This window comes from Mixta mediterraneensis, from assembly GCF_014946725.1.
Classification (GTDB): Bacteria; Pseudomonadota; Gammaproteobacteria; order Enterobacterales; family Enterobacteriaceae; genus Pantoea; species Pantoea mediterraneensis.
This window is the reverse complement of sequence record NZ_JACFXY010000014.1, coordinates 77,514-103,580: the sequence shown is the minus strand read 5'-3', so window position 1 is coordinate 103,580 and position 26,067 is coordinate 77,514. Positions and strand designations below refer to the sequence as shown.

The following is a 26,067-nucleotide window of genomic DNA, read 5'->3' as shown; positions in this document are numbered from 1 at the left end:
CGTACGCCAATGGCCACGTTACTTGATGGAAAACGGGTCTGGGCAGAAAAGAATCTGAACCAGATTTAATCTGACAGACACCTGTATAAATAACCGGTAACTGTCAGATCAGGTCTGAGCTAGTACAGCTAATATGCTGTCAGCCCTTTCTCTTTCATCATCGCCTTTGCTTTTTCTGACGATAAATAGCTGATAAATTCGCTCGCTGCTTTTTGCTGCTTCGTAGAACGCGTCACCACTGCGCCATACAGCGTGTCCTGCTGCGCTGCCTGCGGGATCAATCCCACAAGCGTTATTCCCTTCACCGCTTTCAACTCACTGTTTTGCTGAAAACCAATGCTTGCCTTACCCTGCGCAACCGCTTCACCAACAGGTGTTGCTGGCACGGTAAATATCTTATTCGCTGTTTTCTGGCCCAGACTGAGCTTTTTCAACATTGCGGTACGAATATAACGACCGCTGGCGCTGTCCGAGACCGCAATGGAAGGTGCTTCGGTCAATACCTGTTTAAACTTCGCCACAGTGCTAATATCAGGTGGCGTCACGCCTTGCTTAACTGCCATGGCAATCCATGAATGCGCCAGGATTTTATGCGTTTCAGTCTGAACCCACTTCTTTTGCTCAAGGGGTTTGATGGCGTAATCGACCATAACCAATACATCCGCATCATCATGCCGCGCCAGCCTGTTCGGGATCGCCTGCGCCGTGTCTCCCATTGAAGGGGCAGCTTCCAGCGCGATCTGATTACCGCTTTGCTGTTGATAGTCAGTCTTTAATGCCTGGATAACCGGAAACATACCGCCCGAACAAAACACTTTTAGCGTTGCCGCCCAGCCGGAATTAACCGTTAATAACGTCATAATCAATAACGTAAAGTACTTCATTTTTTATCCTCGCCTTTGTCATAAAACACCGGTTTAACTGGGATTGTAAATAACGACAATTGCTACCGGTTGTTAAGCTGAGGTGTCTCACGTTTTAGCTGTTTTTTATCTGTAACATTTCATGAAGTTGTCGATACGCCTCGACTATTTCTTCCAGTGAAGCACGATTTAATCCGCTCGGATTGGGCAACACCCAAACCTGCGTTTTACCCATAAAAATCGGTTGCGCTCCCCACTCCACTTTATTTTTTCGAAACGCGCGTTTAAAAGCATCTTTACCCAGAATAGCTAAGGCCGCAGGCTGATATTGCAGCACTTTTGCCATTAGGCGTTCGCCACCATCCTGTAATTCAATTAACGATAATTCGTTTGCCTGTATGGTTGGGCGCTCTACTAACATCGTGATACCACAGCCGGTTTCCAGTAAACGCTGCTCTTCTTCTGGTTTGAGTTGTAAATGAGTAAAACCCGCCAGATAAATGACTTTCCAGAATCGATTGCCGGGATGGGCAAAATGGAAGCCAGTATGCGCAGTCGACCGTCCAGGATTGATACCGCAAAACAACACGTTAAGATCAGGCGCAATAATATCGGTAATTGTATGTTCGCTCATTATTTCTCCAGTCTGGCATACCCTTTCAACGTATGATGGCTTAGGCCAGCATTACATTGGCTGTCGCGCACTATACATGCGGCTTCATGTCAATACCGATCGAATTCTGACCCACCCTGCCAAAGTAAAACTGACCCACCCCCTTTGAATCATTCGAGCGTTGTTGCTTTCGTTTTCTTCTGGAGTTGACCGCTTTTCAGCTTATCTTTCAGTCGATAGCTTTGGCCGCTGATTTGGGCGATATGCGCATGGTGAAGCAGCCGATCCAGCATCGCTGCCGTCAGTGTCTCGTCATCACCAAACGTTCCGGACCACTGCGTAAACGGCAGGTTGCTGGTCAGGATCACGCTGCCTGACTCATACCGTTTAGCGACTACCTGGAAGAACAGGTTCGCCTCCATTTTACCGAACGGCAGATATCCCACTTCGTCGATGATCAACAGCTTAGGTTTACCTACGACGCGGTTCAGGTAGCCCTTCAGGTCACCCTGACGATGTGCCGCCATCAGTTGCAGCATCATGTCGGCGGCGGTAATGACCCGAATGCTTAAACCCGCCATCGCGGCCTTATAGCCAATGGCGGTCGCCAGGTGCGTTTTGCCGACGCCAGAAGGCCCGAGCAGGACAACGTTCTCCTGACGTTCGATAAATGTCAGACCCGCCAACTCCTGGATCTGACTTCGTGGAACGCCACTGGCATAGGCGTAATCGAACTGCTCCAGTGTTTTTATCACCGGCAGGCCTGATAACCGCAAAATGGTCTGGCGACGCCGTTCGTTCTGGCCATCATGCTGGAGCTGCAAAACGGCTTCCAGGAAGTCGGCATGCGTGCCGCTGTTGTCGATGGTCGCCTGTGCCACACCCGGCCACTCTGCCGGCAGGCGGTCGAGCTTGAGTTGCTCGCAGAGCGCGGCAATACGATCATGTTGAAGGTTCATGCTGGCACCTCGAGCAAGGCCTGGTACGTTGCCAGAGGATGTTGCAGGCTCTCGGTCGGCACCGGACGCTGGCTGAGCGCTGGGACAGGTGCAGGCAATGCCAACGTGACCTTCGGTAACGGCAATAGCGCAGCACGCTCGCGCGGCATGCGCTGCTCAGGCGGTACGCCTGTGGTGCCATGCACTCGTGTGTTCGCGACGGTGACCAGCCACTCGCCGATGCGTGTGTTGGCAGCAGGTACATCCAGTACCAGCCCGGCCTGCCGGAAGGTCGCGGTAAGAGGCACGATAAAGCTGTTCTTGAGGTAATGGTTAAACCGCTCAACCTTACCCTTGGTCTTGGCGCGATAGGGTCGGCAGACCTTGGGAGTAAAGGCATACTTCTCGGCGACGTGCATCAACTGCGGGTTCCAGCGATGCTTACCGGGGCCGTAGACATCGCGCTCAATGATGATGGCCTTGGCGTTGTCGAACAGCAGCTGATGCGGCGTCCCGCCGAAGAACCTGAGCGCAGACTCAATGCCGTCACACCAGGCAGCGGAGTCCTGGTTGCTGTAAAACTTGACGAAAGTCGCGCGGCTCCAGCCCAGCGTGGCGACAAAGGCCAGCAATGGGTTATGACCGAGTCTGATGATGGTGAAATCAACTTGCATCTGAAAGCCAGGCTCGGTCTCGAAGCGTGTTACCTCTTCAGTGACGGGCTGCTTAATGGGGTGCAGGAAAGCGGTCAGCATGCTGTAACCACCCTCGTAACCACGCTGACGGATCTCGCGCAGCAGCACACTGGCGGGTATCCAGAGGGGCCTGGCAGCGGCCACGCGCTCAAGGATATAGGTCTTGAACGGGTCAAGCTTGCAGGGTCTGGGTGCGCGAGGCTTGTAGCGCATATCCGCTACGGGCAGCGGGCTACGAATATATCTGCGAACGGTCTCACGAGAGCATGAAAGCTGGCGCGCGATGGCGCGTATCGACATGCCCTGACGGTGTAAAACACTAATCTCCACTCTGGTCTCCAATGTCATCATTGGCAGTGCCTTAAAACTGCCATTTTTACCCTAGGTGGGTCAGATTTACATCGGCAGGTGGGCCAGTTTTACATCGGTAGCGACAGCTTCATCATGAATGTGTGGGCAGTATGCGCTTGATGTTTTTGTTTTTCATATCTTCTTCAGCTATCAGCGTATTAGTTACCCTTTCGGCGCTGGCTTGATGAAAAACAGGCTAACCGTCACATCCCACTCAATAATGCCTGTCACCTTGTCAACGATATCGCTTCAGGCTTTGCTTTTCTCATCGCTATAACAGTGCCTGAAGATATTAGCTGTAGCCGGGCATCAACAGCTTTAGCCGGAACACATAAGCTAAACCGGGTGTTAATCAGGGCAGAAGACGAGCAACTATTCAGGGGCAAACCGGGATAATGATTAAAGACTCACAGCAAAAACCGTATTCGGTTGCAACTTTTTCAATGGCCTCGCTGATTTACTTTGTAAATCAGCCACTCAGGAACTGATGCTAATTTCAGCAACCAGCCGCTGAATGCTGGATCGCCCCGAGCAGATACTTTATAATCCCCGCTCCGCTGGCCCCTTAGCTCAGTGGTTAGAGCAGGCGACTCATAATCGCTTGGTCGCTGGTTCAAACCCAGCAGGGGCCACCAAATTTTAGCTTTAAAATCAAGTGATTAAGCCACTATACTGAGTGGCTTTTTTGTTATCCCATCTATGAGTGTCGCAAAAATGTCGCACGAGAAGTCAAGCATGGGTCGATAACAGATGGATCAGACTTTGCCTTTGGTTGGAAGTTAAAGACCGAATGAACCCTACCATGCCCCGGCTATCTATTTTTTTCTCTAAGTAATGCGAAAAAGTAATATCAGATTTAAATTGCTGGTCAGGGCAATCCAGTCGATCACAGCGCGCGATAATTTCAACTCGATGACGCGTTAGATAGTTTGTGCCAATAACAACCGCTGGCTTTCGGCAACAGGGGCACAGCACTGCCACTCGCTCTTTAGCTGGTAGCCTACTTCTCACAACCTCCTGATCCAGAATGTCTAATACCCACCGGCGAAATTCTTTAGCAATCGGCGTTCTGGCAAACATGGCCAGTAGGTGAGCGCCGCGCAGTGAGAAAATACGCACCTTTTTTCGCAGATTCCCCGAGGTCACCGATTCGATGACCTCGGACATCATTGGTGAAAATTCATCGGCATATTCGTTGAAAAGATTCGTGATTGATTTTGCATTGGCGTATTGCAGCGCATTAGCCAGATCGGAAGCTGTAAACCATATCTGTTTACGACGGTTGACTGGAGTAAGACCTACATTTCGGAAAGTAAGTTGGCGTGGCATGGTTTTATGTCCTTTCGAATATTTTGATTTACCCCTTTTGATGGGGTGACCGGGCGCTCAAAACCGTCGAAAGTCGGCGGGCATATTCCCATTACTGGTATTGTATTAGCCGCACGCCCGGTCATAAACCAAGAAATCTGGACATAAAAAAACCACATGGCTGTCGGGTGTGGTAACCGCTTTCGAGGTGTTTTGAGCACCAGACAATAATATATGACGATTGACAACTCAGATCAACAGCAGGAAGGGTGCTCATGGATCCCGGCTCAAACAACCAACAGGCGGGGACATGCCCCGCCGTTGGGTTGCCTTACCTTACAGATTCGTAAGCCATGAAGGCCGCAACCTCTGTATCACCGTTCCTGATATGGATTTCACACAGTGATTTCCGCGTCAGCCAGGTAAACACCAGTAGTGTTACACAGATAACTATCAGGGCAGTTACTGCCAGTTTTTGCGGCATCATGGCCTCATCTCCTTGCCTTTCGGCGGGTAAGAGGCTAACCTGATGTTGTTCAAGCATACAGACGGGCCTCGGGTTGATTAATATCGATTCGGGGCCTTTCTCTTTTCTGTCCTTTGCTCAATGCTCCGGTCAGAAACGATCCAGAGCACCCGTCACGCAGTGTACACAAATTTCAGTTTTCCAAAAAGCAGTAAACGCGCTGTAACCTGTGCCATATCTGGCTTTGCGGTTATTTTTTACGGGCCGCACTCACAACCGTAGATCCTCCCCACATCACGTAAAATTAACTTCCTCCTTATTTTTCAAGTAGTTAAATTTTTTATCAGATCCTTTGCAGATCCTTAAAACTGAAAAAAACTGAAATTCTTTTCACTCTTTTCAGTTGGCGGACTCCGGCAGAACCCCAGCACTGGCGCGGTCTGACCATGCCCTTTGTAAAAAAATAAAACTGAAAAATTTTTAAGATCCAAAACCTGCAGGCGGGTGCGGTGTAGCGCCGATTTTGTCTGCGCAGCGATTATTTTGCCGGGGCTGACGCGCAGCCAGTGCCACGCTCTGCGGATGATCTGTCGGAGGTAATTGTGCGTGATGGTCGCGCCTGCGCGTGGCGCAGCGTGCGTCTGAGGCGTTCTGGTGACGGGCAATAAAAAACCCGCTGTGATAGCGGGTCCGTTTGCTGGCTTACTTGCCGATGACGGGGGAGTATTTCTTACTGAGTGCGGCGGCCTGCTGGCTACTCTGTGCGATGGCGCTGCTGTTCGTGGGCTGACCGGTTGACGGGTGCGTATGGCTGGCCAGCTGGTCAGCCAGCTGCTGCACCAGCGCCACGGTATCGAGCATCAGCTGGGCCACGTTAATCTTCTCTGAACCAATCCACACCACCGGCGCGATGATTTCCTGACGTGTACCGGCAATGCTCTGGCGCAGCTGGCCGATTTTCTCAGTCAGCGCCTGGCCGACTTTTATCGCCGCATTGCCGGTAACGTCCGTTTCGGCATTACCGCCCACTGTAATCAGCTGGCTCTGCTGTGCGGCCACGCTGTAACTGCCGGTAGTGACATGCTGAATGGCTCCGGCCATCAGTGACGCAGTGCCGATCACCGTGGTCCTGTCCGTGGCTTTCACTGTCGTTTCCCTGCTGACCAGCTCACGCTTTTCAGTATCGGCTTTAACTTCCCGGTTCATGGACGTTTCACGGATGACCTGATCGGTCTGGCGCTCCCAGTCTCCGGCCTGCGTTACGCGCTGTGAGACTTCCGCGCGCTGCTGCTGCAGCTGTTCGCCCGGCTTCACGTCCGGCAGGCTGGTCCCTTCCGGCATGGTCTGGCGCACAAACGGCTTGTCCGGGCGTCCGCCGGTAAAACCAACCTCTACCAGCGTACCCTCTGGCGGGAACTGAAACATTCCGGAATCATTACCGGCCATTGGCACGGGCAGCGGTACGGCAGGATAAACCGGCGTGGTGCCGTCAGGCTTGCCGTCGGCGTCCAGCAGTTGAAGATCAACGGCGTAGCGCGGCCTGAACGGGTCGGCAAAGTTACCACTTTTCACTGCTTCGCTGGGTGCCACTACGCGCGCAAACTTTGGCAGATGCAGCCCGCTGGCCAGCTCCGGGTACTGACTTTCAATCTGACGCTGAATGGGCGTCTTCTGCAGCGCCCGCCCGGTGACGCGGTTGCGCGGTGTCCAGGTGATCGTCATGGTCTCGTTATTCAGCTGCACTTTCGTCACGCGCTGGCCGTTCAGCTCAACGCCGGGCCTGACGCTCTGGATTAACGGCACAATCATCGAATTGCAGCCCGCCGCGCCCTGGCTGAACTCCGCCGGAACGTTTACCGGCTTGCCAGCAAACAGCGACTTTTCCGCCCCGCCGACGTATACGCCGCCGTCCGGCAGCTGATACCAGACGTAATCGTTAATACCGAAGGCTTTGCCCAGATTGCCAAGCAGCTGGAAGCCGGTGCCGCTGTGCGTAAAGTGTGGGATGGGCTTGTCGCTGTAAGCGGCATCCGGCACGCTGAAAGTGAGTCCGCTGTTTTCTTCCAGCCAGGCGGCAATCTGGCGCAGCGTTGGATGCTGAAAAGAGCACGGCCAGTTGCGATCAAACACGCCGCACACCTCACGCACAAACAGGCGCTGAAAGCCGCTTTCCGCTGGCTGCGAGCGCTCGACGTAGCCGGTAAACCAGCGCAGAACCAGCGACGGGTAGCCCACGTCGATGCGCACCATTTTTCCGGTGTAATCGGTCTGGGTCTGCGCAGTAATAAAGCCCCGGCCACAGCTGTTAAGCTCCAGTACCAGACTGGCATCGGCCAGATGTACCTCATCGGTTGAGAGATAGAGACGGGTTAAAGGTTTCATCGTTATTCCAGTGCATCGTTGACCGGCTTAAGCACCCTACGCTCAAACCACGTCATTTTCTCTTCGCTTTCGCCAGCTGCCTTCCCACCGCCAGCGCCCGCACCGCCGGTCTGCTTGGTGGCCGTTTTTCCGCTGACCCGCGCTTCCCGCTTTTCCTGCACACTAACGTGCTCGGTGAGCGTGAACGTCACCAGCCATGCCATTTTGCCTTCCTGCTGCGGCGCATCGACGTTGCCGGTAAACGTCGCTTCACGAAAGCTCACGGCGCGCGCGACCTCATGCGCAACGCGGTATTTCTGCCTTTGCCCTTTGGCATCCGTTGCCGACGCCAGCTCAAAAATACGCTTAAGCAATCCAGTATTACTGAAGCCGATTTCGCCCGAAATGCGCAGCTCCTTGCCCTTGACACCCTGCTCTGCCTTCGTCGTAGTACTGGTCTGCCCGGACTGGTCTTTGTCCTGAATCTGCATGGATACCGTTACCCGCATATTTTTAAGCGGGATGCCTTCGCCGTTAAGCGCCAGCGTCGGGTTTGAACTCATGGATCATGCTCCTTATTCCCTCAAGATCGTCCCCTGCCAGCATCATGGCCGCCGTATAAACGGCAGAAGGCTGCGGGATGTCCTGAACCAGCCGCAATAACGTGCTGGCCATGCTGCCCTGCGCGGTAAACACCCACGCGCGCGCGCTTTTTCCCTGGAGGTCGCCAAGTCCGGCGGCGATGTCAGCCAGCACGGCGTCACGCTTTTGCGCGAATGATTCCAGCTGCTGTTTAAGTTGCGCCATTCCCGCCGTGGCTCCGGCTTCCTCCTGCGCCTTGTGGATTGCAGCCGCTGCCAGTGCTGTGCGGCTGCTTTGCACCGAAAGCGGCACCGATGGCGGCAGTGCTCCGGCCATGCGCGCGGGGATCTGCATTTTTTCCTGTGCCAGCGCGGCGGAAGACTCAGCGAGCCGCTTCACCTGCGTAAATGCCGGTGCGGGAAAAACATCAGCCAGCTTGCCCAGTCCCGACATGAAATTTTTATGCGTGTCGCCGGTGACCATAAAAATGGCCACCTCCGCGCTACCCCCCGACCCCGCAAGCTTCTCTGCCAGCCAGGTGATGGCATTTACCGGACTCAGATAAGCGCCGTTTTCAGTTTGCTGACCCAGTCCGTATACCCACGGATGCGCGGCGACAACGGAACATGAAACTGCGGCCACGTCGTCAGTGAAGCGTATCGTTGCCTCACGCCACATCGAGCAGCACCGGCCAGGCAATCGCATCCGGATCGGAAATATCCAGCTCAATCAGGTCAAGGCGGTAATTCTTCAGAGCCAGCAGCCGCGCGGCCTGTTCTGTCGTTGCCCTGCCAAGCTCAACCGCATCAAGTAAGGGGGACATCTTTGCCACGGCATCGGTGATGAGCGATACGCGCTTTTTATCTGCCTGCTCAACCCGTTCCGCATCTGAATACGTGCGTGGCACAACCGCCGCACCATCAAAAACCCACTTTCCGTCGATCGCTATCGCACTGGGTACTGCCTTTTTCGCGACTTCTGCAACCGAAAGCCCCACCGGCCAGAGCTTATCTGCATCGCCGTTGAACGCCATGATTACGCCCTGTTTATCAAAGCAAACTTTCATGGTGTCTGGCTTAAATCGCTGCAATGCGTAATACCAGTCATTACCCATATCGTCCTGCAGGAAAATCACGTCGCTCATTTCGTCCAGCACGTAATCAGGTTTGTACTCTGTTAAATTATTAATACGCACCATAATTAATTCCCTCCAATGGTGTACCAGCCGCTGTTTACTAACTTCTGAACGGCTGAATATTCGCCGTAACCATTATTAGCGCCAAAGTCGCCAATAGCCGTGAAGACGCAGCCAGTAGGAGCCTGGATTAATCCGCCCCAGCCACCGATAGAAGTGCGCCCAGCCAGACGAATATCCTGCACTCGGTTAACCTGCGCATCCTGCGCTTTATTCCAGGCGTCATTTGCTCTGTTGTTAGCCGCATCCGCGTGACTGGTTATGGCGTGCAGTGCGCCATTGAGATCTGTAGTATTCCAGTAACCGTTAAAAATGGTTGTACCGCCGCGCTGCACAATATTTCCGTCTTCCTGATAACTAACGGTGCGGCCGCCTCCGGTTACCCTCAATCCGCATCCCAGTGAGACCAGTCCATTGGAATAGTTCACCATGATGGGGCGCAGGTCGTTATAGCTGCCAAGCGGGTCTTTATCTCTGGTAAGCATGAGATAATAATTATTGCCATCAAAACGCCAGAATACGCCCCTGTCCGACTGGGTCATTCGGTAGCTGTTGGCTGACTCTGACCTGATTTCACCCCGAGAACGGAACGTCAAATCGCTGTAGGCTTCAGCGCTGTTAGCGTCCCAGCGAAATATCCTTGCGTTGTTGGCGTAAACATCAAGCATGCCATCACCGGGACAGACAAAGCCGGTATCTGAATCCCCGATGTTAAACGTTGCCCGGCCATTCTCTGCAAAAATGCCAGACGGCTTAGCAGAGACAGACAGGGTATGCGTAATCAGGGTTGCCCCGTTTACCGTGCCGCCGTCCTTCGTGCTGAGAAACTGATCACCCGTTTCCTTTTTACTCAGCACATCGATATTTTTACGCGCTTCAGCCTGCGCCTCTGCGCCCTTTTTCGCGATTTCACCCAGAGCCGCGTCAATGCGCAGGTACGTTTTCGCGCCGTTCTGGTCTTCTAAAGAGCCTTTAGGACGTAAATCTGTCACGCTGCCGTCGGCGGCAATCTGGGCCACCGCAAACACATAGTGCTGCTGGCCATTATCGCTATAGTCCGCCAGCGCATCGGCGACGGTGATTTTCGTCTCTACGCCCCAGACTCTCAGCAGCGAACCTTTCCACGTCACGTCTACCCAGACCTTAACCGGCTTCGAAGATGCGCTGACGCGCTCAGATGCCAGCAACACCGCACGAAGACCGCCCACATATCCCGTCCCGGCGGTGATGCTGTAGGTGCTGCCGGTCCTGGTTACAAGAAAGCCCTCGCCAAAAAACGCCGCTGCGCCATAAATATCGGTATTTTCGATGCGCTGACGCTCGTCCATTCCCGCCATGCGCGCCGTGAAGTCAATCTGCCACGTCTCCGCCGGTGTACTGATGCCGGTTTCCTGCTGCGCGCCGCTGTATTCCATCAGGAAAGAGCGGGTCAGCACGTTCCCCTGCTGGCCATCTTTGGTCTTGAGTTTCTGCTGCTCTGGTGCGTGCACAATCATGGCCAGCGTACCGCTGGCTTTATTCATCAGGCCAATCCAGTTAAACGTGAAGTCGCCCACGTCAGCGCCCAGCACGGCGGAGTGCACCACCGCATTGCCATTCACCACGCCCTTACGCTCCACGGGCTGACGGTGCACGATCTGCGCCGCCGGTGGCAGACCTTCGCTACGGTCAATCGGTGCGTCGGGATCTAAACCCGGCACGCTGGCAAACACGAATTCATCCAGCAGAACCGGCTCACCGCTCTCTGCCTGACGTGCCTTCCACTGCTCAAATGCTGTTGTGATTACAGTCTGTGACATAACTATCCCTCAATACTCGCGCTAAACGTTGCGCTGCCGGTTTCCGTACTGGCCAGTCGCGCCGGATATACCACGTATTCGCCCTGGTCCCATCCGGCCCGGATGTAAAAACGCTCTGACGTAATGACCTCATACTGATAGCGTCGGCAGGTTCTGCCGTACTGCCGGATAATCTGGATCAGCAGCTGTGCGTTGTCTGCAAGCTGGCTGTCCGTCACGCGAACAACAATCACGTCCCAGTCAATGTCCGGCTGGCGCTCCAGCAGCTCGACATAACCAATGCCAAGCCGCTCAAAGATGCTGATGAATCCCTCCACTGAACCGGCATCACGCGCGTTGATAAACGCATACGCCACGCGCCTGCGATACAGTCCCAACGGCTCACCGTTAAACCGGGTAATGTCGCGGTCATAGGCCAGCAGGTTCAGCAGCGGCTCTGCACAGGCCAGCGGATCAAACTGGCTTACCGGCCACGTCACCCAGCCGTAAACCAGCGTCCAGAACCTGCGCGCCGCTTTCAGCAGCTTTTCCGGCTCGCCTTTTTTCATCCACGTTGGCAGGCTAAGCCCGGCAAGCTTTTTCATGAAATCAGTCATGTTCAATGCTCACATTAAGACTCTTCAGGCGCGGCACGCTTAAATCGCTCACGATGTCGGCCAGTGAAAACGCGATGGAATCCACCTCCGGGAAGGTTTTATGAATTTCCCGCCCGAGGTTTGAGAACGAAAAGCGCCCGTATGGCCACGTTTTCCTGACGCTGTAATCCGTGTTTTCCCTGAAGGCACAGCGGATCAGATTTCCGGCGCTTTTCTTCAGCAGCGCCTGATTCTCCTGCGTCATGTTGTCCGGGTCTTTCAGGTACAGCACCACATTCAGATCGTGCAGCGTTTCCGGCATGCCGAAGCACTGCATATCGTCACCGTGTCCGTGGTGGCCCTGCGTGTTGATGTAGTCATTTACCGCCGCGATAAACGGTTCAGACGCAACGCCCGAATCCAGTAGCAGATACGCATTCGCCGTTCCCGGCCCGCGCGGTGCGTCGTTCAGGAAGAAAATACGGTCAATGCTCAGCCCCACCACTCCGGCGATCATTGAGCGGTACACCGCGTCGGTGTGATAGTTGCCGACCAGGTTGAACTGATTGCGGCAGCGCTCGCGCAGCTCGTCGTCACTCTCCTCATCCGCGCCCGGCACCGTCAGCCAGTTTTCTTCGCTCACCACATGCGTAATGCCGGAGACCGCCACCGGCAGGATGCGAAAATAACCCGGCGCAAGGTTGTACGCGGCACTGGGCTGCGTAGCCCTGACCGGCACCAGCGCGCTGGCCACGTCAGCCGCAATGATGAAATCCGCGGTTGTCACCAGCTCGTAAACCACGCCGTTGATACGCTCGGTTAAAATTCGCGTGCCTGCCGTCACCACAACTTCAGCGCCCGCGTTTTCTTTCCAGAAGCGGATCACGCCCTGCGCGGCGCTTGCCGGTTTGGCGGTCACGTTCACCGCCCACGCCAGCAGGCGCAGCAGCTTGCCGCTGGCGGTGGCTACAAACATATTGGCCAGCACGGTGTTTACCAGCACATCGACCAGCCACAGCACCGGTGCGGTGATAATGGCCGTGACCAGCCGCCAGAATGGCGACATGCGGGAGGTGTTGGTGATAAGCCCCTCTTCCGCTGCAATCGCGGTGAACTTCGCGCGCAGCTCCGCATCCGTGACCGGCATCCCACTGGCCTTTACCACTTCCGTAAAATCAACCTGCGGCTTTTCCGTCATATATCCACTCCGTAAGAAATAGCGCCGAACTCATACGTGTTGGCCGTCACCCAGAGGCGGGAAAGCGTTTCTCCGGTCAGCTCAATGGTGCCGGGGATAATCCGCTCATCGTCCTCAATCAGCAGCTCAAGACGCGTCAGAATATCGGCGCGCATCGTCGGGCTTCTTTCTGCAATCATTTCGGTCAGCAGGCCGGATTCAAGAATGGCGTGCGCAATATCCTGCTGAATACTTTTGCGGTTATTACACGTCACGGGTTCACTACCCGTATTTAAAACAAAGTCGCCATTCTCAATAAGCAGGTCGATATAAAGTAATTCACTCATCCGGCAAGCTCCTGCCACTCGGTTAACTGCTGCGGCGTCATTCCGTTCGCCATATTCATTTCCACCTTATCAATCCGGCGGCTGTTATCCGTGACGGCGCGGCTGTTGCTGTTAATAGTTTTACTTACGCCACCGGAATCAACACCTTTAAGCTGTCCGCCGGTAGTAAGTTTATTTTCCATTACCGACGGCGTCGGCACGGATGCGCCCAGTTCGGCAATATCAATGCCGGGAATTTTATTCAGCTTTGAAATAACCCAGTTAAGTGAACTCAGCGCCGTTTTTTTAATGTTGTCCCACAGGTTCGCGAAGAGGTTCATTATCCCGCTGGCCATATTCCCCAGCGTTTGCGTTACGGAAAAACCGGACAGCAGCGCCACGAAACTCACCCAGCCCTCGCTGATAAACGCCCAGGCTTTACCAAATACACCGGCTACAGCGGCCACCGCGCCGGATACAGCCTGAAAGGCTTCGGTGTTCATCACGGCGGCTTTGATTGCATCCCAGTGCGCGATCAGCAGATAACAGCCTGCGGCCAGCAGCGCGACTGCGCCGATGATCAGCAGAATTGGCCAGCTCATGAAGTTAATGGCCGCGCCGGTCAACACTGCCTGCATTCGCAACGCCATCAGCACGCCGCGCAGGTTGCGCATTACTGCAGCCCAGGCCATCTTTGCCTTGGTGTTAAGCCACGTCCAGGCGGTGTCTATTTTGGTTAGCATAGTCAGTAGTTTCCATATGCCTGCCCATCCGTTGGCAACAAACATGCCCACGCCCATAACGATATTGGCCACCGCACCCGCACCGGCAAGGCTCAGTAAGGCCAGCGACGCATACCCGACCACGCGCGCGATGTTGGGAAACATCTGCATCCATCGTGCGAACGTTTGTCCCATATCCGCCAGACGGTTAAGCAGCGGATACAGCACCGGGATAAGCGTCATCCCGATCACGCGCCGGATGGCCGTCAGGATTTCCATGAACCTGTCCCACGGCTTCACCATCTTCGCGGCCATTTCCTGCGTGCGCTTCAGCCCGTCACTGCCGCCCAGCTCGGTGATGTTGCGCTGTAGCGTGCCGACGTTGCCCCACAGCTGTTTGACCACCGCCGAACTGTCGCCGAACGCGTCATCAAGCGCCTTCTGCGCCTCCACGTTTCCGGCGATGCTGTCGCCGTATTTGCCCTGTAATTTAGTCAGGATCTCTGGCATCGACAGCATCTGGCCAGCCGAGTTTGTAAAGCTCAGCCCCAGCTTTTTGGCACCGTCTTCGGCTCCGGTCAGAAAGCCTTCATACGCGCCGGACGCCTCTGAACCCAGCGTGCGCTGTAGTTCTCCCATGACGGCCAGCTGCTCATTAAGCCCGATGCCGTAGTTAGTACCGACACCGCGCGCGCCTTCCATCAGGTCTTTAACCAGCCCCATTTCCACGCCGAAGCGCTGGCGCATAAACGCCATTTTGTCGGCCAGCTGCCCGGCAAACTGCACCTTGCCCAGCCTCTCCGCTTCTTCCCTGAAGTTGCCAAACATCTGGCCCAGAAACTCCGCCGACTCCGCCGCCGAACTGCCCACCGCCGCCGCCATCAGATTGGCCACCTGCGTGACTTTAGGCAACTCGGTGCCGGTGAGTCCGCTAATGGCCGCGTTAATGCTGGACGTTGACTGAACGAACTCCACCGCGCTTTTGCCGTAGGTCATGGCAAAGTTGTTGGCGTCCTTCTCCACCTGCTTCAGCGCTGAACTGTCAATGCCTCGCGCTGACTGCTCCTGAAGGGCGTCGTACATTTCGATGGCCGGGCCAAGCGCCCCCTTAATTGCCTGCCCGACGCCCCACAGCGCCGCACCGCCCACGGCAACGCGCTGGAATGAGGCGCGGGATTTATCCGCAAACTCCGTCACGCCTGCCTGCGCCTGTCGCAGCGGCCGCGTCACTTTGTCGATCAGCGCTAACGTAAATTCCAGCTGCCTCATTCGCTTCCCTTAAGTGCCAGCGCGATGCCATTGGCGACGGCAATGCGCTGGTTTTCCCAGTAACGGTTATCAAGCCACAACGCGGCGGAAAGGCTGTCTAAACTATCTTCCTCACCGGGAAGCCAGCGACGGCGTAAAATTGAATATTGTTCGAGTCCGTTTGAATCGATATTACGAACCCGACCGGTTAGTTTTTTACGGTGATTTCCAGTTCCGGCGTATATTCATCCAGAACCTTACCCACAATCTGTAATGCCGCACCGGGGCGCTCCAGCAGCTCTGTTAGCGCCTCCTTTGTTTCCGGCGTTACGATGCGCACCAGAAAGTTATGCGCCGGGGAAACTTTATTTCCCATCGTGATTTCGTTGATATATTTGTTATACGCAGTGACGTTCGGTGAAAAAGAAACATCTTTACCCGCAATTTTCATTTCAATTAATTTTTTACTCATGGCTCTTTTTCTCTCTTAACATAATTTCATCAACAATCAGATTGTGGCGAGCTGCACAGGCTGAATAAAGCTCAACCCACGTCGTTAATAATTCCGCTGCTGCTCTGCCGTCATTTCCCTGTAATCGTGGAAGATTAACCGGGCATTTAGTTTTTAAATTTTCCTGAAAGGGTACGCTCTGCTTTTTCACTGGCTTCGTTGTACATGCGGACAAAGTCATCTGACACGCACACGTTAGTAAAAACAGGCTTAACCACTTCAGTGCGTAATCCGTCGGGGATCGCACCTTTTAACTCCTCCAGTTTTACCTCAAGCGCTCTGGCCGATTCGCTGGCCACGCCCTGCAACTCACTGCGCGCCTTATCGGCGGCCAGCCCGGCGGCACGTTCGGTCACCAGTTCCACGCTGTCACGCCTCCACTCAGCAGCCATCCACCCCGCGCACAAACCCAACCCCCAAATGGCAAATGCGAAAAGAACCTCTTTACCCATCAGCGCACCCCGTTATGCTCCAGGCTGAAGTGATTGCCGTCCGGGTTCTTTTTAAAGCGCCCGCCCCAGCTGCCGCCCAGCGATTCCCAGTGTTCGCCCAGCGCCAGATAATCCCCGGTGCGGGTTTTATACTGGCCGTTAATGAAGAGGTTAAAATCCACCGCCAGCCGCTGCGTGTGCAGGCTGTTGCTGATGCCGCTGCCGTTCTTTACATTAAGCGCCGCCTGCTCCGGCGTGCGGTAAGCCTCGCCAAACGTCAGGCGCATGCCGTTGTCCTGCGCAAAGGTGATCAGCTGCGCAATCAGCGCGGTAAAAAGCTGCTGTTTTTCCGATAGCGTCACTCTTTTGTCTCCCGTTTATCGCCACCTAACCGGCGGCGCAGCCATAATTCACAGAACTGATGCCCCAGAATCCCCAGTGCCGCGCCCAGCCCGTTGATGGCCACTGGCGAAATATCAGGGAACTGAATCAGCGCCGCACCTGCCGCCGTGGAAATGGCGGAACCGAGGATCACGCGCCCGATAACCAGACGCGGGGTGATTTTTTCATTGCTGGCCAGCACCCTCCCCAGTGCAATCAGCGCCCCCATCACAAGCAGGGTACAAAGGCTTTTTTCGTACTCCTGCATTACTGCTCCTTTAGCTGATAAGGCTTTCCGTTGCCGACGACTCAAGATACGGCACGCCGTTGATGTTGATGAATTTCGGGCTGGTGACGAAGTACTTCACCTTGTGCGTGGTCAGCGCGCCGCCCTTCGGATCAATGTCCAGGATGTTGCTGATAATCAGCTTGCAGCCGAACGCCTCAACTTTGACCTCTTCGCTGCCCACCTTCGCGTAAAACAGGAAATCGACCACATCAATGCCGCGCCATGAACCCGCCGCTCTGGCTTTCGCCGTCAGCTGCTGGAACACCTTGCTGCTGAGTTCAATCTCACCCTCTCCGGCCACGTCACCGGCGGTGAAACCATCCGGCACGCCGCGCGTTGATGCGGCGGCGGGGTTATCCGTGACATCGAGAGAGATTTTTTCAACGTGGAGCATTTCCCCGTCAATATTCACGTCAAAAGACTGGCCGCTGATACGCTGGCTCATGCTGCTACCTCGCTTTTGTTGATGCTGGTATCAAGCACCAGTCCCACGGTGATTTCTTTCGGTGATTCAACCGGGCGCATCACGATATAAATTTCCACCTTGCTGGCCGTCTTCCAGCTAACGGTGACGTCTCCATCCAGCGGCGTCTTCACCTCGCCGGGAAAACGGATGCCGTTTATCTGGACAGACTGCGACATTTCGCGCAGCGGCTTCGCAAAGTTCTGCTGCGTTGCGGCAATGCTGCCCGGCGTGGTATTCATCGAGCGATCGGCAATACGGGCAATGGCCAGCAGGCGCACGCGACGCGCCACCTTGTCGGCAATGCGCAGGTACTCAATCACCTGATAATCACCGCCCTCCACGTCCAGCGTGCGCCCGTCAGCCCAGTAGAATCCGTCGTAATCCGGGTACCACATCGGCACGCTGTAGCGCAGTTTTTCCAGCGCCTGAAGCGTGGCAAGCTCAAGGGGCTGGCCCTCACCGTCAAGCGGCAGATCATCACGCCCCATGTCCAGCAGCGCGCCGGTTTTCACCCGCGCCGGACTGTCGGCAATCGTGACGGCACGGTTACACAGACGCCCGGCCAGCACGCCCGGCTCATTGCCCCAGAGACGCGGCACCAGCTGCACCGCACTGGCAGAAATACCGTTTTGCAGCGTGGCGAGGCGGGTAACGTAATCCGCCCAGGCCTCATCCGCCTGCGGCCCTTCAACCGAAAGGACGAACCACACCCAGCGCCCGTATTTCGCCAGCAGCGTATTGCGAAGCGTGGCGGCGGCATTAATCTGCGCCTTGTCCATAGCATCGACGCACACCACGATACCCTCAACCGACGCGGCCATTTGTGACTTTTCGACGGCCTTCACCCATTCCAGCGGTTCCGCGTCCTCGGCCAGCACCCAGACGTATGCCGCCCAGTTCTGCCCGCCATTGTTCATCGCGGCGATCACCTGGCTTTTCAGCACTGGATCATCCGCACCCAGCAGCGCGTCAAAATTCGTCTGCGTATTGACCGGCAGCGTTTTGCCGGTGTTTGTCGCCCCCTTGCCGACAAAGAGCACCACGCGCTCAATGTCTGCCGTTTCACCCTGAAGCTGGTTTAACTGATTAATCGTGACGTTTGGCCACATACCCTTCCCCTGATTTATTAAGCGTTAACGTCCCAGCCGTAGCCGATGGCCTGTAGCTGGCGCGCCAGCGCCTTATTGAAGTCTTCAGCACTCATGCCGACAAATGGACGCGCTGGCAGGTCAATCGACCAGGCTGATTTAACCGGCCTGCCGCTTAGCTTGCGGATAAGCAGCCCAGCCTGAGCAAAACCCAGCGTTTCGGTAATTTCCTTAACCGGCGGCTTTCGCCAGCGCTTCCCCTTCTTCACCCTGTAGCCCAGCTTACGGAGCCGTTTGGCCTGCTTCAGCGTGGCCATTTTTCCCGCCGGTGCCGGTCTGCTGACGCTGCGCGCCCGGACGGTTGTTTTCATGCCTTCCTGCTGCGCGTAGCCGATAACGCCCGCTGGCACCGGGTTCTGCCCGTTACGGTAGCCACCGCCCTGAAGATAGAGGCGCACCGCCTCAATCTCCGGCATTTCACGAATGTGCAGCAGGTTAGGCAGGTTGCGCAGCATCTTGCCCCGGCGACGCGTTTTGCGCCCCTGCCAAGGCGTCCCGTCCGGTGACTGCTGGTTACGCACGTTGCGCTTAGCCGCCGGTATCACGCCGTACTTAGCGAGACGCCAGATAAGCCGCTGCCGTTTTTTCTTTGGTAGCTCCAGTTCGGCCAGCGCCTTGCGCAGTTCACGCAGCTGCGAGCGATCAAGCTCTGCCCCGATAATCACTCCGCCACTCCTGGCACATCACCGCCCGGCGCATAAACCAGTGCGCTCATTGCCGTCCAGATTTCTGCATCGGCCAGACGATAGCGCCCGCCCTGATAGGGAATATTGCCCGCCTCGTCCGGTACGATGATCAGCGCCTCCGCCATTGGCACCGTCACTGCAACGATGGCCGTTTCTTCGTCGATAAGCTCAATATCCCAGTCGGGATCGGCGTTGGTGATACCAACAAAGCCGAACAGCTCACGCTTTTCCTCACCTGCGGACAGCCATACTTCAAGGAGCGCCATTAACAGCCGGGGATCGCACTCGCGGTAGGCGAAACGCTCCCAGATAAGTTCAGCGTCATAGCGAATGACCGAAAGCCGCACCTGCCCCAGTCCCAGCTCCTTTGCCGCCGGTATCGTTTTCAGATTCGCCATTTCACTGGTGAATGACTGCATCGCGCGGGCTGGCATGAATTTATTCAAAAAGCCCGTCAGTGAATCCAGCTGGCTGTTGTCGCTCATATCACCTTCACCGTTGCGCGCTTCAGCCCCTTAATCTGGCGAATAACTATCGCCGCCTCTGCCAGCAATCCCTTGAGCGTTTCAGCGCTCTCCTGTCCCGGATGCGACTCGCGGCGGCCAACAGACGCAAACTCACCCATCAGGTCCGCTTTTGCCCTGGCATACACCGCTTTTTTATACTGCGCCGCCAGCTGACTGATGCCGTTCATGCTGACCCCCGGCACGTCAGCAGCAGTCTGGTATCCTGCCGCCCGGTGCTTTTCCTGCACACCGGCAAGCCCGCTGTTTACCTCCGCTGCCGCCGTAAGCAGCGCATTCGCCACGGTTTCCGCGTCCACGTCAGCCGGAATACTGCGGCTGCGCTGGAAGTCTGACAGGTTCATATCCGGCCAGAATCCGTCATTGGTCAGCGGGCTGTCCTGGTATTCAATCGGCTTGCCACTGAACATAAATTCCCCCGTAAAAAGGTGGGCTGACCGGAATCCACGGCGCATTACACTGCGTGTTCTGCCCTCATCCGCGCTCACCCGGCTTGCGGTAGTCGTTATTCAGCCGTAAGCGCCCGGATGCGCGCCGCAATCGTCTTACGCATCGTGCTTACGCCTGCTCTGTGATACTTCGCCTCGGCGGCCGCCAGCAGCCGGTCAGCCTCAGACAGCGTTTCGACGCTATCTGACGCCGCCGCCCGCGCCTGTCCTGATTCATCACGCAGCAGCAGAAGCCCCGCGAATTTGAACCATTTGGCGGTAATTTCTTCGTGCAGCCGCCAGCGCTGCGTCACGTTCTCAAACGTGCGCGAGAAATACGGCTCAAGGCCTTCACCCGCCTGACTAGCCTGCTCTGCCCATTCCAGCATCTGATCGGCGACGAAAGCCGGGAAGCGGGTACGGAAGTTGCCCGGCGTTTCCTGCTGCTGTTCAACAGCGATGTCAGCCCAGTCCAGCGCCTGATCGAACTGGCCTACGTCAAACAGCCAGATAACGCACCAGGCAAACACCGGATTGGCGTACACCTTCCCCAGCTCAAGATAACTTTCCACGGTCGGAAGCCACTTTGGCAGAAGGACATCGCGTTTCATTTCCACGCGGTCAGCCGTCATATCGAGGCTGCGCAGGCGTACCACATCCGCTTCAATTTCCTGTATCTGCATGTGCAGGCTGTCAGCGGTATTAATTGCTTCAAGCCGCGCCAGTTGCTGCTGCATGGCAATGCGCTGGCTGTGGCGCTGTGCGGGTGAAAGGCGCATTTATCAGCCCTCTGCCGGTTCAGCCACATTGCCGATAGTGACGGTGCTTTCATCAAACGCCGCGTACAGTTCAGGTTCCTCAACGGCATACCCTTCCATGCGCAGGTACTTGTTTTCGTACTGCTTGCGGTCTTCAACGAATTCAAACTTACGCTGACGTGTACCGCGCTGCGTGTAGATGTGCAGGTTCGAAAGCGGCGTCACGATCATGCGCTTGCCCGGCATGAACGGCGGTACGATGGCCTGACGCCCGGCAATGGTGGATGCCAGCATCTGGGCAGCAATTTTCTCCGTCGGACGGTCTGCTGCCTGATACAGGCGGTATTGCTCCGCCGCCACCAGGTCGGCTCCGACCAGCACCACCAGACGCGGATCGCTGCGGTACTGCTGTGGAATTTTGGTGTTAATCAGGTCTGACGCCATCGCATCCAGCGAACGGTAGTCACCACCCTCACCCAGCGTTACCGCATCGGTGATGATTTGCTTGCCGCTTTCAAAGCCTTTCATGCGCTCATGCCAGCCAATATTGACGTCTTCGCCGTTTGGATTTTTTTCAGCATCGGTAGTTGCTGCTACGGTTTTGCCGTTAAAGCCAATACGCAGCATATCCAGTGCAAACGTAGCGTTAGAAAACTCCTGAACCTTCTGGAAAAATTCCTCTTCCTGACCGGCGTTAGCCCAGACCGAAAGCAGCGACCACAGCAGCGCCGTGCAGGAATCCGTTTCGTGCAACTTGTAGTCGTTGCCACTGACGCCGATGCGGCGCGTAAAACGTCCGGTTTCGCTGCGGCCCGTATACAGCGCGGATGCACCAACAGACACCACTTGGCCGGACAGCTGATCGACATCCAGCGCGGTGATCAGGTTGAGAAACTCAACGGATTCCAGCATGGCGGAGCGCAGGACAATTTCCTGCGGATCGGACAGTGCGAAATAACGGCCCGCACTCTCCACGCCGTAATTTTTCGCCAGACCGGCAGCATAAGCAGCGGCAAACATACGCGCCGTTTTGTTTAATTGCATAAATAACCCTCTCGCAAATAATGCGACTTATAGAAACTTCCCTGACGAAGGCGAAATTAGATGAATTTAAATTTGTGGCTTTCCTGCTTATCGCCGGGCTTACGCTCAGGCAGCTGTGTAATCTTGTTATCCAGCTTTCCAAAGTTTTTAATGACTGCCCCGATATTTTCACGCAGCGTTGCAAATTCCTGTGTATCCACCACTTCGGCAATGGTATCCACATCTTCCTGCGTGGAAGCCAGCTGTGTTTCGATTGCAGACACTCGACCTTCCAGATTATTCAGGGCTTCAGCCAGCGCCTGTAATTTGTCGCCGTCTTCAGGCGCATCAGTATTCAAGTCATCTTCAGTGAATTTTTTCGATTTAATACCAAACAATTTTTGCCAGTCTTTCATTTCTGATTCCTGTTTAACTTTTCCATCCCGGCCAAACTTATAGCGGTAATAACCGGATTCAATTTTTTTACGCTTACTGAAGCGCATGCGTGTTGTGCCGACACTGGCGGGCGAATCAGTCGCCCCCAGCCCTTCAAGATAGGAACGCCCCGTTCCGCGAAAGTCGCCGCCCTCAGTCAGCTCTACCGAAAAATAAAGAAGCTGATCGCGGTTATTGGCTTCAATCAGCTGGCTGTTCGGACTGATTCGGGCATACAGCCTGACCAGCCCGTCATCACCTTCCTGCGCCATAACCTCTTTAACGCTGCCAAGATTTCCGTAATCGCGTTCATGCTCCGGCCAAATCAGTGCAGCGTATAAATCAGGGTTATAAGTTTCGGCAGCATCAATTAACCATTCTTGCTTTAACTCCCTGCGGTCTACCGTGTCCCCTTCGGTGGCAATACACAGCCAGTCAGTGCTTAACTGCGACATATATTTTTTCGCCCTCCGTAACAGCAGAGACATTATTAATAATTTAAATCGCCGCTGCACCCGTTTGAATTCCAATACATTCGGATAACGTTATTTAGTCGAACGGATAAGAATCGTGGCGGGATTTTTATTTTCATTCGGGCGGCATAATAGCCAGCAGACACACAAAGGAATGAAATTAACGAATGGCTAAATACAGCGAAGAATTACGCGGCGTTGCGCGCGCCCTGTATTTAAGGCGATATACGCCGAAGGAAATTGCCAGTGAATTAAATCTGCCGAATGCGCGGATTATTTATTACTGGGCTGAAAAGGAAGGCTGGGCAGCTATGCTGAGCCACGAAAGCTCTGAAGATGCGATAGAGCGCCGCATCCAGCTGCTGACCGGGCGCGATGGCAAAACAGAACTGGAACTGAAAGAACTGGATCAACTGATTGCCCATGCGGTCAAGCTGCGCACGCAGCACAACAAACACAAAGAGAAGCTGGCCGCCGCACGTCCGGCATCCGCAGGCAGCAGCAACGGCGGCAGCGAAGAGGAAGGAGACCATCCGCGTAGTAAGCGCAAATACAATAAAAACGACATCTCCGGGCTGACGGAAGACGACCTGAACTTATGGGCTGAAGAACACCTGTTTGGCTACCAGAAACACCTGCGCCTGAACATCAGCCAGCAGGTACGTAACATACTTAAAAGCCGCCAGATCGGTGCGACCTGGTATTTTGCTTTTGAGGCGTTTGAAAATGCCGTGCAGGCCGGCGACCCGCAGATTTTCCTTTCCGCTTCGCGCGCGCAGGCGGAGGTTTTCCGCTCATATATCGTCAACATTGCACAGGAATACTTCGGCATCACGCTCACCGGCAACCCTATCCGCCTGAGCAATGGTGCAGAGCTGCGCTTTCTGTCCACAAACAAGAATACGGCGCAGTCATACAGCGGCCACCTCTATTGTGACGAATATTTCTGGGTGCCAAACTTCGCCAGGCTTAATGAAGTCGCGTCTGCAATGGCCACGCACGACAAGTGGCGCACCACCTACTTTTCAACACCGTCGGCCAAGACGCACCAGGCTTACCCGTTCTGGACGGGTGAAGAGTGGAAGAAAGGCAGTAAAAAGCGCGCTGCCGTAGTATTTCCGGGATTCGATGCCCTGCGGGACGGTGGCCGACTCTGCCCGGATGGCCAATGGCGATACGTCATCACAATGGAAGATGCCATTGCCAATGGCTTCAATCTGGCCAGCATCGAGAAGCTGCGCAACCGCTACAGCAAAGACACTTTTAACATGCTGTATATGTGCGTGTTTGTGGACAGTAAAGACGCGGTGTTCAGCTTCAGCGACCTGGAGAAATGCGGCACTGATGTGACGTTCTGGCAGGACCATGACCCCAAAGCCCGTCGCCCGTATGGTGAGCGTCCCGTATGGGGCGGTTATGACCCGGCACGCTCCGGCGACCTGTCAACTTTTGTGATTATGGCCCCGCCGGTGCTGGCCGGTGAGAAGTTCCGTGTGCTGGCTATCATCAACTGGCGCGGCATGAACTTCCGCCATCAGGCCAGCGAGATCAAAAAACTCTTTGGCCGGTACAACTTCACCTATCTGGGCGTAGACGTGACCGGCATCGGCCAGGGCGTTTATGACAACATTCACCCCTTTGCCATGCGCGTGCTGAAACCTATCCGCTACGACCTGAGCACTAAAAATCGTCTGGTACTCAAAGCGGCAGACGTGATTGAAAGCGGGCGCATTGAATGGGATGCGGATCTGAAAGAGGTGGCCGCGTCCTTTATGTCCATCCGGCGCGCCGTCACAAAATCAGGGAGTGCAGTGACATTCGTTGCTGACCGCACGGCAGAAACCGGCCACGCAGAGGCAGCCTGGGCAATTATGCACGGTCTGGACAATGAGCCGCTCAACTACGAGCACAAACCTAAATCCAAATGGAAGTTTCAGAAGGCAGCATGAAAAAACGATATAAGCAACGCGCCAGCGGCGCACAGCAAAAGACGAGCAATCGCAAAATGTCGGTACTGCGCTTCGGCAAGCCTGAACCCGTGCTGACCACCGGCACCGATTACCGCGACGTATGGTATGACAACGACTATGACCATTACAGCCTGCCAATTGACCGGCTGGCACTGGCGCAGCTGATTAACCTGAACGGCCAGCACGGCGGCATTATTCACGCGCGCAAAAATATGGTGCTGTCAGATTATGTCGGCGGCGGGCTGTCACATGACGAACTGGAAGCCGGGACAATGGACTTCCTGACCTTTGGTGATTTAGGGATCGTCAAAATTCGCAACGGCTGGGGCGATGTTATCGCGCTGGAACCCATGCCGGGGCTGTACATGCGTCGTCGTCGTGACGGGGAATTTGTGGTTTTGCAGCATGGCGAACCGCTGGTTTACGACGAAGAGGATGTGATTTTTATCCGGATGTACGACCCGCAGCAGCAGATTTACGGCCTTCCGGATTATATCGGCGGCATTCACTCCGCGCTGCTTAACAGCGAAGCGGTGATTTTCCGCCGCCGGTATTATCACAACGGCGCGCATACCGGCGGCATTCTTTACACCACGGACCCGAACATGACGGATGAAGTGGAAGAAGAGATTGAGCAGCAGCTGGCCAACAGCAAGGGGATCGGCAACTTCAGCACCATTCTGGTGAATATCCCTGGCGGCGATAAGGAAGGCGTGCAGTTTATCCAGATGGGGGGTATTGGCGCGAAAGATGAATTTGCCAACGTGAAGAACATCAGCGCACAGGACGTGCTGAACGCGCACCGCTTCCCTGCCGGGCTGGCTGGCATTATCCCGCAGAACGCCGCTGGGCTTGGAGACCCGACCAAAGTGGAAGCCACCTATAAGAAAAACGAGGTATTACCCCTTCAGCGGAGGTTGATGAATGCGGTGAACGGTGATCCAGATGTGCCGGAACACCTTCACCTGAAATTTTCCCGGCAATCAAAGAACAGGGATGCGGTATGAGGCGTAATCGGATAAAATCCAAGCACATTTACAACGCCGGAGCCGCAAACATGCGCGTGTTAAAAATTTTATGCACTGAGTGCGGTTCTCAGGCAATTGTTCGTAAGACAAACCGTAAGCATCGGGACATTGCTGATATTTATTGCGCTTGTTCAGATGTTGAGTGTGGCCACACTTTTGTGATGAATCTGACATTTTCACACACTATCAGTCCCAGTGCGAAAACTGGCGATATTTTGCTGCAAAATGTAATTAAAAGCATGTCTCCTGTTCAGAAGCAGATAGCGCTGAACCTTCTGCAGCGCTCATCTGTATAAA

At 55.0% G+C, this 26,067-nt stretch carries 31 protein-coding genes and 1 tRNA gene; 4 read left to right on the top strand and 28 right to left on the bottom strand.

All coding sequences use genetic code 11. From position 1 onward, the window contains the following. Positions 1-128 precede the first annotated feature (128 nt). From H2P46_RS19750 to istA, 4 genes are all read right to left on the bottom strand, one after another. Positions 129-884: a substrate-binding domain-containing protein gene (locus H2P46_RS19750; RefSeq protein ID WP_193406540.1), complete on the bottom strand. Its 756-nt coding sequence runs from the start codon at positions 882-884 to the stop codon at positions 129-131. Positions 885-978: 94 nt separating this feature from the next. Then, positions 979-1,497 (bottom strand): G/U mismatch-specific DNA glycosylase, encoded by a 519-nt coding sequence (gene mug / locus H2P46_RS19745; RefSeq protein WP_193406539.1) that lies wholly within the window; start codon positions 1,495-1,497, stop codon positions 979-981. A 149-nt stretch (positions 1,498-1,646) separates the two neighbouring features. Further along, a complete protein-coding gene (gene istB / locus H2P46_RS19740; protein WP_193406538.1) occupies positions 1,647-2,435 on the bottom strand; it encodes an IS21-like element helper ATPase IstB in 789 nt (262 codons plus the stop codon). Then, complete coding sequence (istA, locus tag H2P46_RS19735) at positions 2,432-3,460, bottom strand: IS21 family transposase (RefSeq protein ID WP_193403243.1); 1,029 nt, start codon at positions 3,458-3,460, stop codon at positions 2,432-2,434. The genes istB and istA overlap by 4 nt, the downstream gene beginning before the upstream one ends. A gap of 559 nt (positions 3,461-4,019) precedes the next feature. Between istA and H2P46_RS19730 the strand changes: the two genes are divergently transcribed. Beyond that, positions 4,020-4,095 (top strand) — tRNA-Ile (locus H2P46_RS19730). A 94-nt stretch (positions 4,096-4,189) separates the two neighbouring features. Here H2P46_RS19730 and H2P46_RS19725 read toward each other — a convergent pair. The 24 genes from H2P46_RS19725 to H2P46_RS19615 all read right to left on the bottom strand — a co-directional run bounded on the left by H2P46_RS19725 (position 4,190) and on the right by H2P46_RS19615 (position 22,754). After that, the gene (locus H2P46_RS19725) at positions 4,190-4,789 is read right to left on the bottom strand and encodes a BRO-N domain-containing protein (RefSeq protein ID WP_193406537.1); all 600 of its coding nucleotides are present in this window, start codon (positions 4,787-4,789) and stop codon (positions 4,190-4,192) included. Positions 4,790-5,099: 310 nt separating this feature from the next. Then, on the bottom strand, positions 5,100-5,252 hold the full coding sequence (locus tag H2P46_RS19720) for a type I toxin-antitoxin system Hok family toxin (RefSeq protein ID WP_275092439.1): 153 nt from the start codon (positions 5,250-5,252) through the stop codon (positions 5,100-5,102). A gap of 684 nt (positions 5,253-5,936) precedes the next feature. After that, positions 5,937-7,616, bottom strand: a complete 1,680-nt coding sequence (locus H2P46_RS19715) for a hypothetical protein (RefSeq protein ID WP_193406536.1) — start codon at positions 7,614-7,616, stop codon at positions 5,937-5,939. Between the two features lie 2 nt (positions 7,617-7,618). Next, positions 7,619-8,158 (bottom strand): baseplate complex protein, encoded by a 540-nt coding sequence (locus tag H2P46_RS19710; RefSeq protein ID WP_193406535.1) that lies wholly within the window; start codon positions 8,156-8,158, stop codon positions 7,619-7,621. After that, positions 8,130-8,855, bottom strand: a complete 726-nt coding sequence (locus tag H2P46_RS19705) for a hypothetical protein (RefSeq protein WP_193406534.1) — start codon at positions 8,853-8,855, stop codon at positions 8,130-8,132. Before H2P46_RS19705 ends, H2P46_RS19710 begins: the two co-directional genes overlap by 29 nt. After that, positions 8,845-9,375 (bottom strand): tail fiber assembly protein, encoded by a 531-nt coding sequence (locus tag H2P46_RS19700; protein WP_193406533.1) that lies wholly within the window; start codon positions 9,373-9,375, stop codon positions 8,845-8,847. Before H2P46_RS19700 ends, H2P46_RS19705 begins: the two co-directional genes overlap by 11 nt. Positions 9,376-9,377: 2 nt before the next feature. After that, positions 9,378-11,171, bottom strand: coding sequence for a phage tail protein (locus H2P46_RS19695; protein ID WP_193406532.1), 1,794 nt, complete (start codon positions 11,169-11,171; stop codon positions 9,378-9,380). A 2-nt stretch (positions 11,172-11,173) separates the two neighbouring features. Continuing rightward, positions 11,174-11,767 carry a hypothetical protein gene (locus H2P46_RS19690; RefSeq protein WP_193406531.1) on the bottom strand — a complete coding sequence of 198 codons (594 nt, stop codon included), beginning with the start codon at positions 11,765-11,767 and terminating at the stop codon, positions 11,174-11,176. Then, positions 11,760-12,944, bottom strand: coding sequence for a baseplate J/gp47 family protein (locus tag H2P46_RS19685; protein WP_193406530.1), 1,185 nt, complete (start codon positions 12,942-12,944; stop codon positions 11,760-11,762). Before H2P46_RS19685 ends, H2P46_RS19690 begins: the two co-directional genes overlap by 8 nt. Continuing rightward, a complete protein-coding gene (locus H2P46_RS19680) occupies positions 12,941-13,270 on the bottom strand; it encodes a DUF2590 family protein (protein WP_193406529.1) in 330 nt (109 codons plus the stop codon). The genes H2P46_RS19685 and H2P46_RS19680 overlap by 4 nt, the downstream gene beginning before the upstream one ends. Further along, positions 13,267-15,240, bottom strand: coding sequence for a phage tail tape measure protein (locus H2P46_RS19675; RefSeq protein WP_193406528.1), 1,974 nt, complete (start codon positions 15,238-15,240; stop codon positions 13,267-13,269). Before H2P46_RS19675 ends, H2P46_RS19680 begins: the two co-directional genes overlap by 4 nt. Next, the gene (locus H2P46_RS23475; protein ID WP_420846550.1) at positions 15,237-15,380 is read right to left on the bottom strand and encodes a DUF6890 family protein; all 144 of its coding nucleotides are present in this window, start codon (positions 15,378-15,380) and stop codon (positions 15,237-15,239) included. Before H2P46_RS23475 ends, H2P46_RS19675 begins: the two co-directional genes overlap by 4 nt. Positions 15,381-15,427: 47 nt before the next feature. Next, a complete protein-coding gene (locus H2P46_RS19670; RefSeq protein WP_193406527.1) occupies positions 15,428-15,691 on the bottom strand; it encodes a putative phage tail assembly chaperone in 264 nt (87 codons plus the stop codon). 146 nt (positions 15,692-15,837) lie between these two features. Beyond that, positions 15,838-16,182 (bottom strand): hypothetical protein, encoded by a 345-nt coding sequence (locus H2P46_RS19665; RefSeq protein ID WP_193406526.1) that lies wholly within the window; start codon positions 16,180-16,182, stop codon positions 15,838-15,840. Continuing rightward, a complete protein-coding gene (locus H2P46_RS19660) occupies positions 16,182-16,523 on the bottom strand; it encodes a M15 family metallopeptidase (RefSeq protein WP_193406525.1) in 342 nt (113 codons plus the stop codon). The genes H2P46_RS19665 and H2P46_RS19660 overlap by 1 nt, the downstream gene beginning before the upstream one ends. Then, positions 16,520-16,810: a phage holin family protein gene (locus tag H2P46_RS19655; RefSeq protein ID WP_193406524.1), complete on the bottom strand. Its 291-nt coding sequence runs from the start codon at positions 16,808-16,810 to the stop codon at positions 16,520-16,522. Before H2P46_RS19655 ends, H2P46_RS19660 begins: the two co-directional genes overlap by 4 nt. Positions 16,811-16,820: 10 nt before the next feature. Continuing rightward, entirely contained in the window at positions 16,821-17,276 is a 456-nt protein-coding gene (locus H2P46_RS19650) for a phage protein (RefSeq protein ID WP_193406523.1), read from the bottom strand. Next, positions 17,273-18,406 carry a DUF2586 domain-containing protein gene (locus H2P46_RS19645; protein WP_193406522.1) on the bottom strand — a complete coding sequence of 378 codons (1,134 nt, stop codon included), beginning with the start codon at positions 18,404-18,406 and terminating at the stop codon, positions 17,273-17,275. Before H2P46_RS19645 ends, H2P46_RS19650 begins: the two co-directional genes overlap by 4 nt. A 17-nt stretch (positions 18,407-18,423) precedes the next feature. Then, the gene (locus tag H2P46_RS19640) at positions 18,424-19,110 is read right to left on the bottom strand and encodes a phage virion morphogenesis protein (protein ID WP_193406521.1); all 687 of its coding nucleotides are present in this window, start codon (positions 19,108-19,110) and stop codon (positions 18,424-18,426) included. Beyond that, positions 19,107-19,616: a phage tail protein gene (locus H2P46_RS19635; protein ID WP_193406520.1), complete on the bottom strand. Its 510-nt coding sequence runs from the start codon at positions 19,614-19,616 to the stop codon at positions 19,107-19,109. Before H2P46_RS19635 ends, H2P46_RS19640 begins: the two co-directional genes overlap by 4 nt. Further along, the gene (locus H2P46_RS19630; protein WP_193406519.1) at positions 19,613-20,065 is read right to left on the bottom strand and encodes a head completion/stabilization protein; all 453 of its coding nucleotides are present in this window, start codon (positions 20,063-20,065) and stop codon (positions 19,613-19,615) included. Before H2P46_RS19630 ends, H2P46_RS19635 begins: the two co-directional genes overlap by 4 nt. 95 nt (positions 20,066-20,160) lie before the next feature. Next, entirely contained in the window at positions 20,161-20,862 is a 702-nt protein-coding gene (gene gpM / locus H2P46_RS19625) for a phage terminase small subunit (RefSeq protein WP_193406518.1), read from the bottom strand. A gap of 3 nt (positions 20,863-20,865) precedes the next feature. Beyond that, positions 20,866-21,885, bottom strand: coding sequence for a phage major capsid protein, P2 family (locus H2P46_RS19620; RefSeq protein ID WP_193406517.1), 1,020 nt, complete (start codon positions 21,883-21,885; stop codon positions 20,866-20,868). Between the two features lie 56 nt (positions 21,886-21,941). Beyond that, entirely contained in the window at positions 21,942-22,754 is an 813-nt protein-coding gene (locus H2P46_RS19615) for a GPO family capsid scaffolding protein (protein WP_193406516.1), read from the bottom strand. A gap of 185 nt (positions 22,755-22,939) precedes the next feature. On the opposite strand from H2P46_RS19615, the gene H2P46_RS19610 reads away from it, so the two are divergent. Genes H2P46_RS19610 through H2P46_RS19600 form a run of 3 tightly spaced genes read left to right on the top strand, consistent with a single transcriptional unit; the run spans position 22,940 to position 26,066 of the window. Beyond that, positions 22,940-24,721, top strand: a complete 1,782-nt coding sequence (locus H2P46_RS19610; protein ID WP_193406515.1) for a terminase large subunit domain-containing protein — start codon at positions 22,940-22,942, stop codon at positions 24,719-24,721. Further along, on the top strand, positions 24,718-25,749 hold the full coding sequence (locus H2P46_RS19605) for a phage portal protein (protein ID WP_238939041.1): 1,032 nt from the start codon (positions 24,718-24,720) through the stop codon (positions 25,747-25,749). The genes H2P46_RS19610 and H2P46_RS19605 overlap by 4 nt, the downstream gene beginning before the upstream one ends. After that, positions 25,746-26,066: an Ogr/Delta-like zinc finger protein gene (locus tag H2P46_RS19600; protein ID WP_193406514.1), complete on the top strand. Its 321-nt coding sequence runs from the start codon at positions 25,746-25,748 to the stop codon at positions 26,064-26,066. Before H2P46_RS19605 ends, H2P46_RS19600 begins: the two co-directional genes overlap by 4 nt. The last annotated feature ends 1 nt before the right edge of the window (position 26,067 follow it).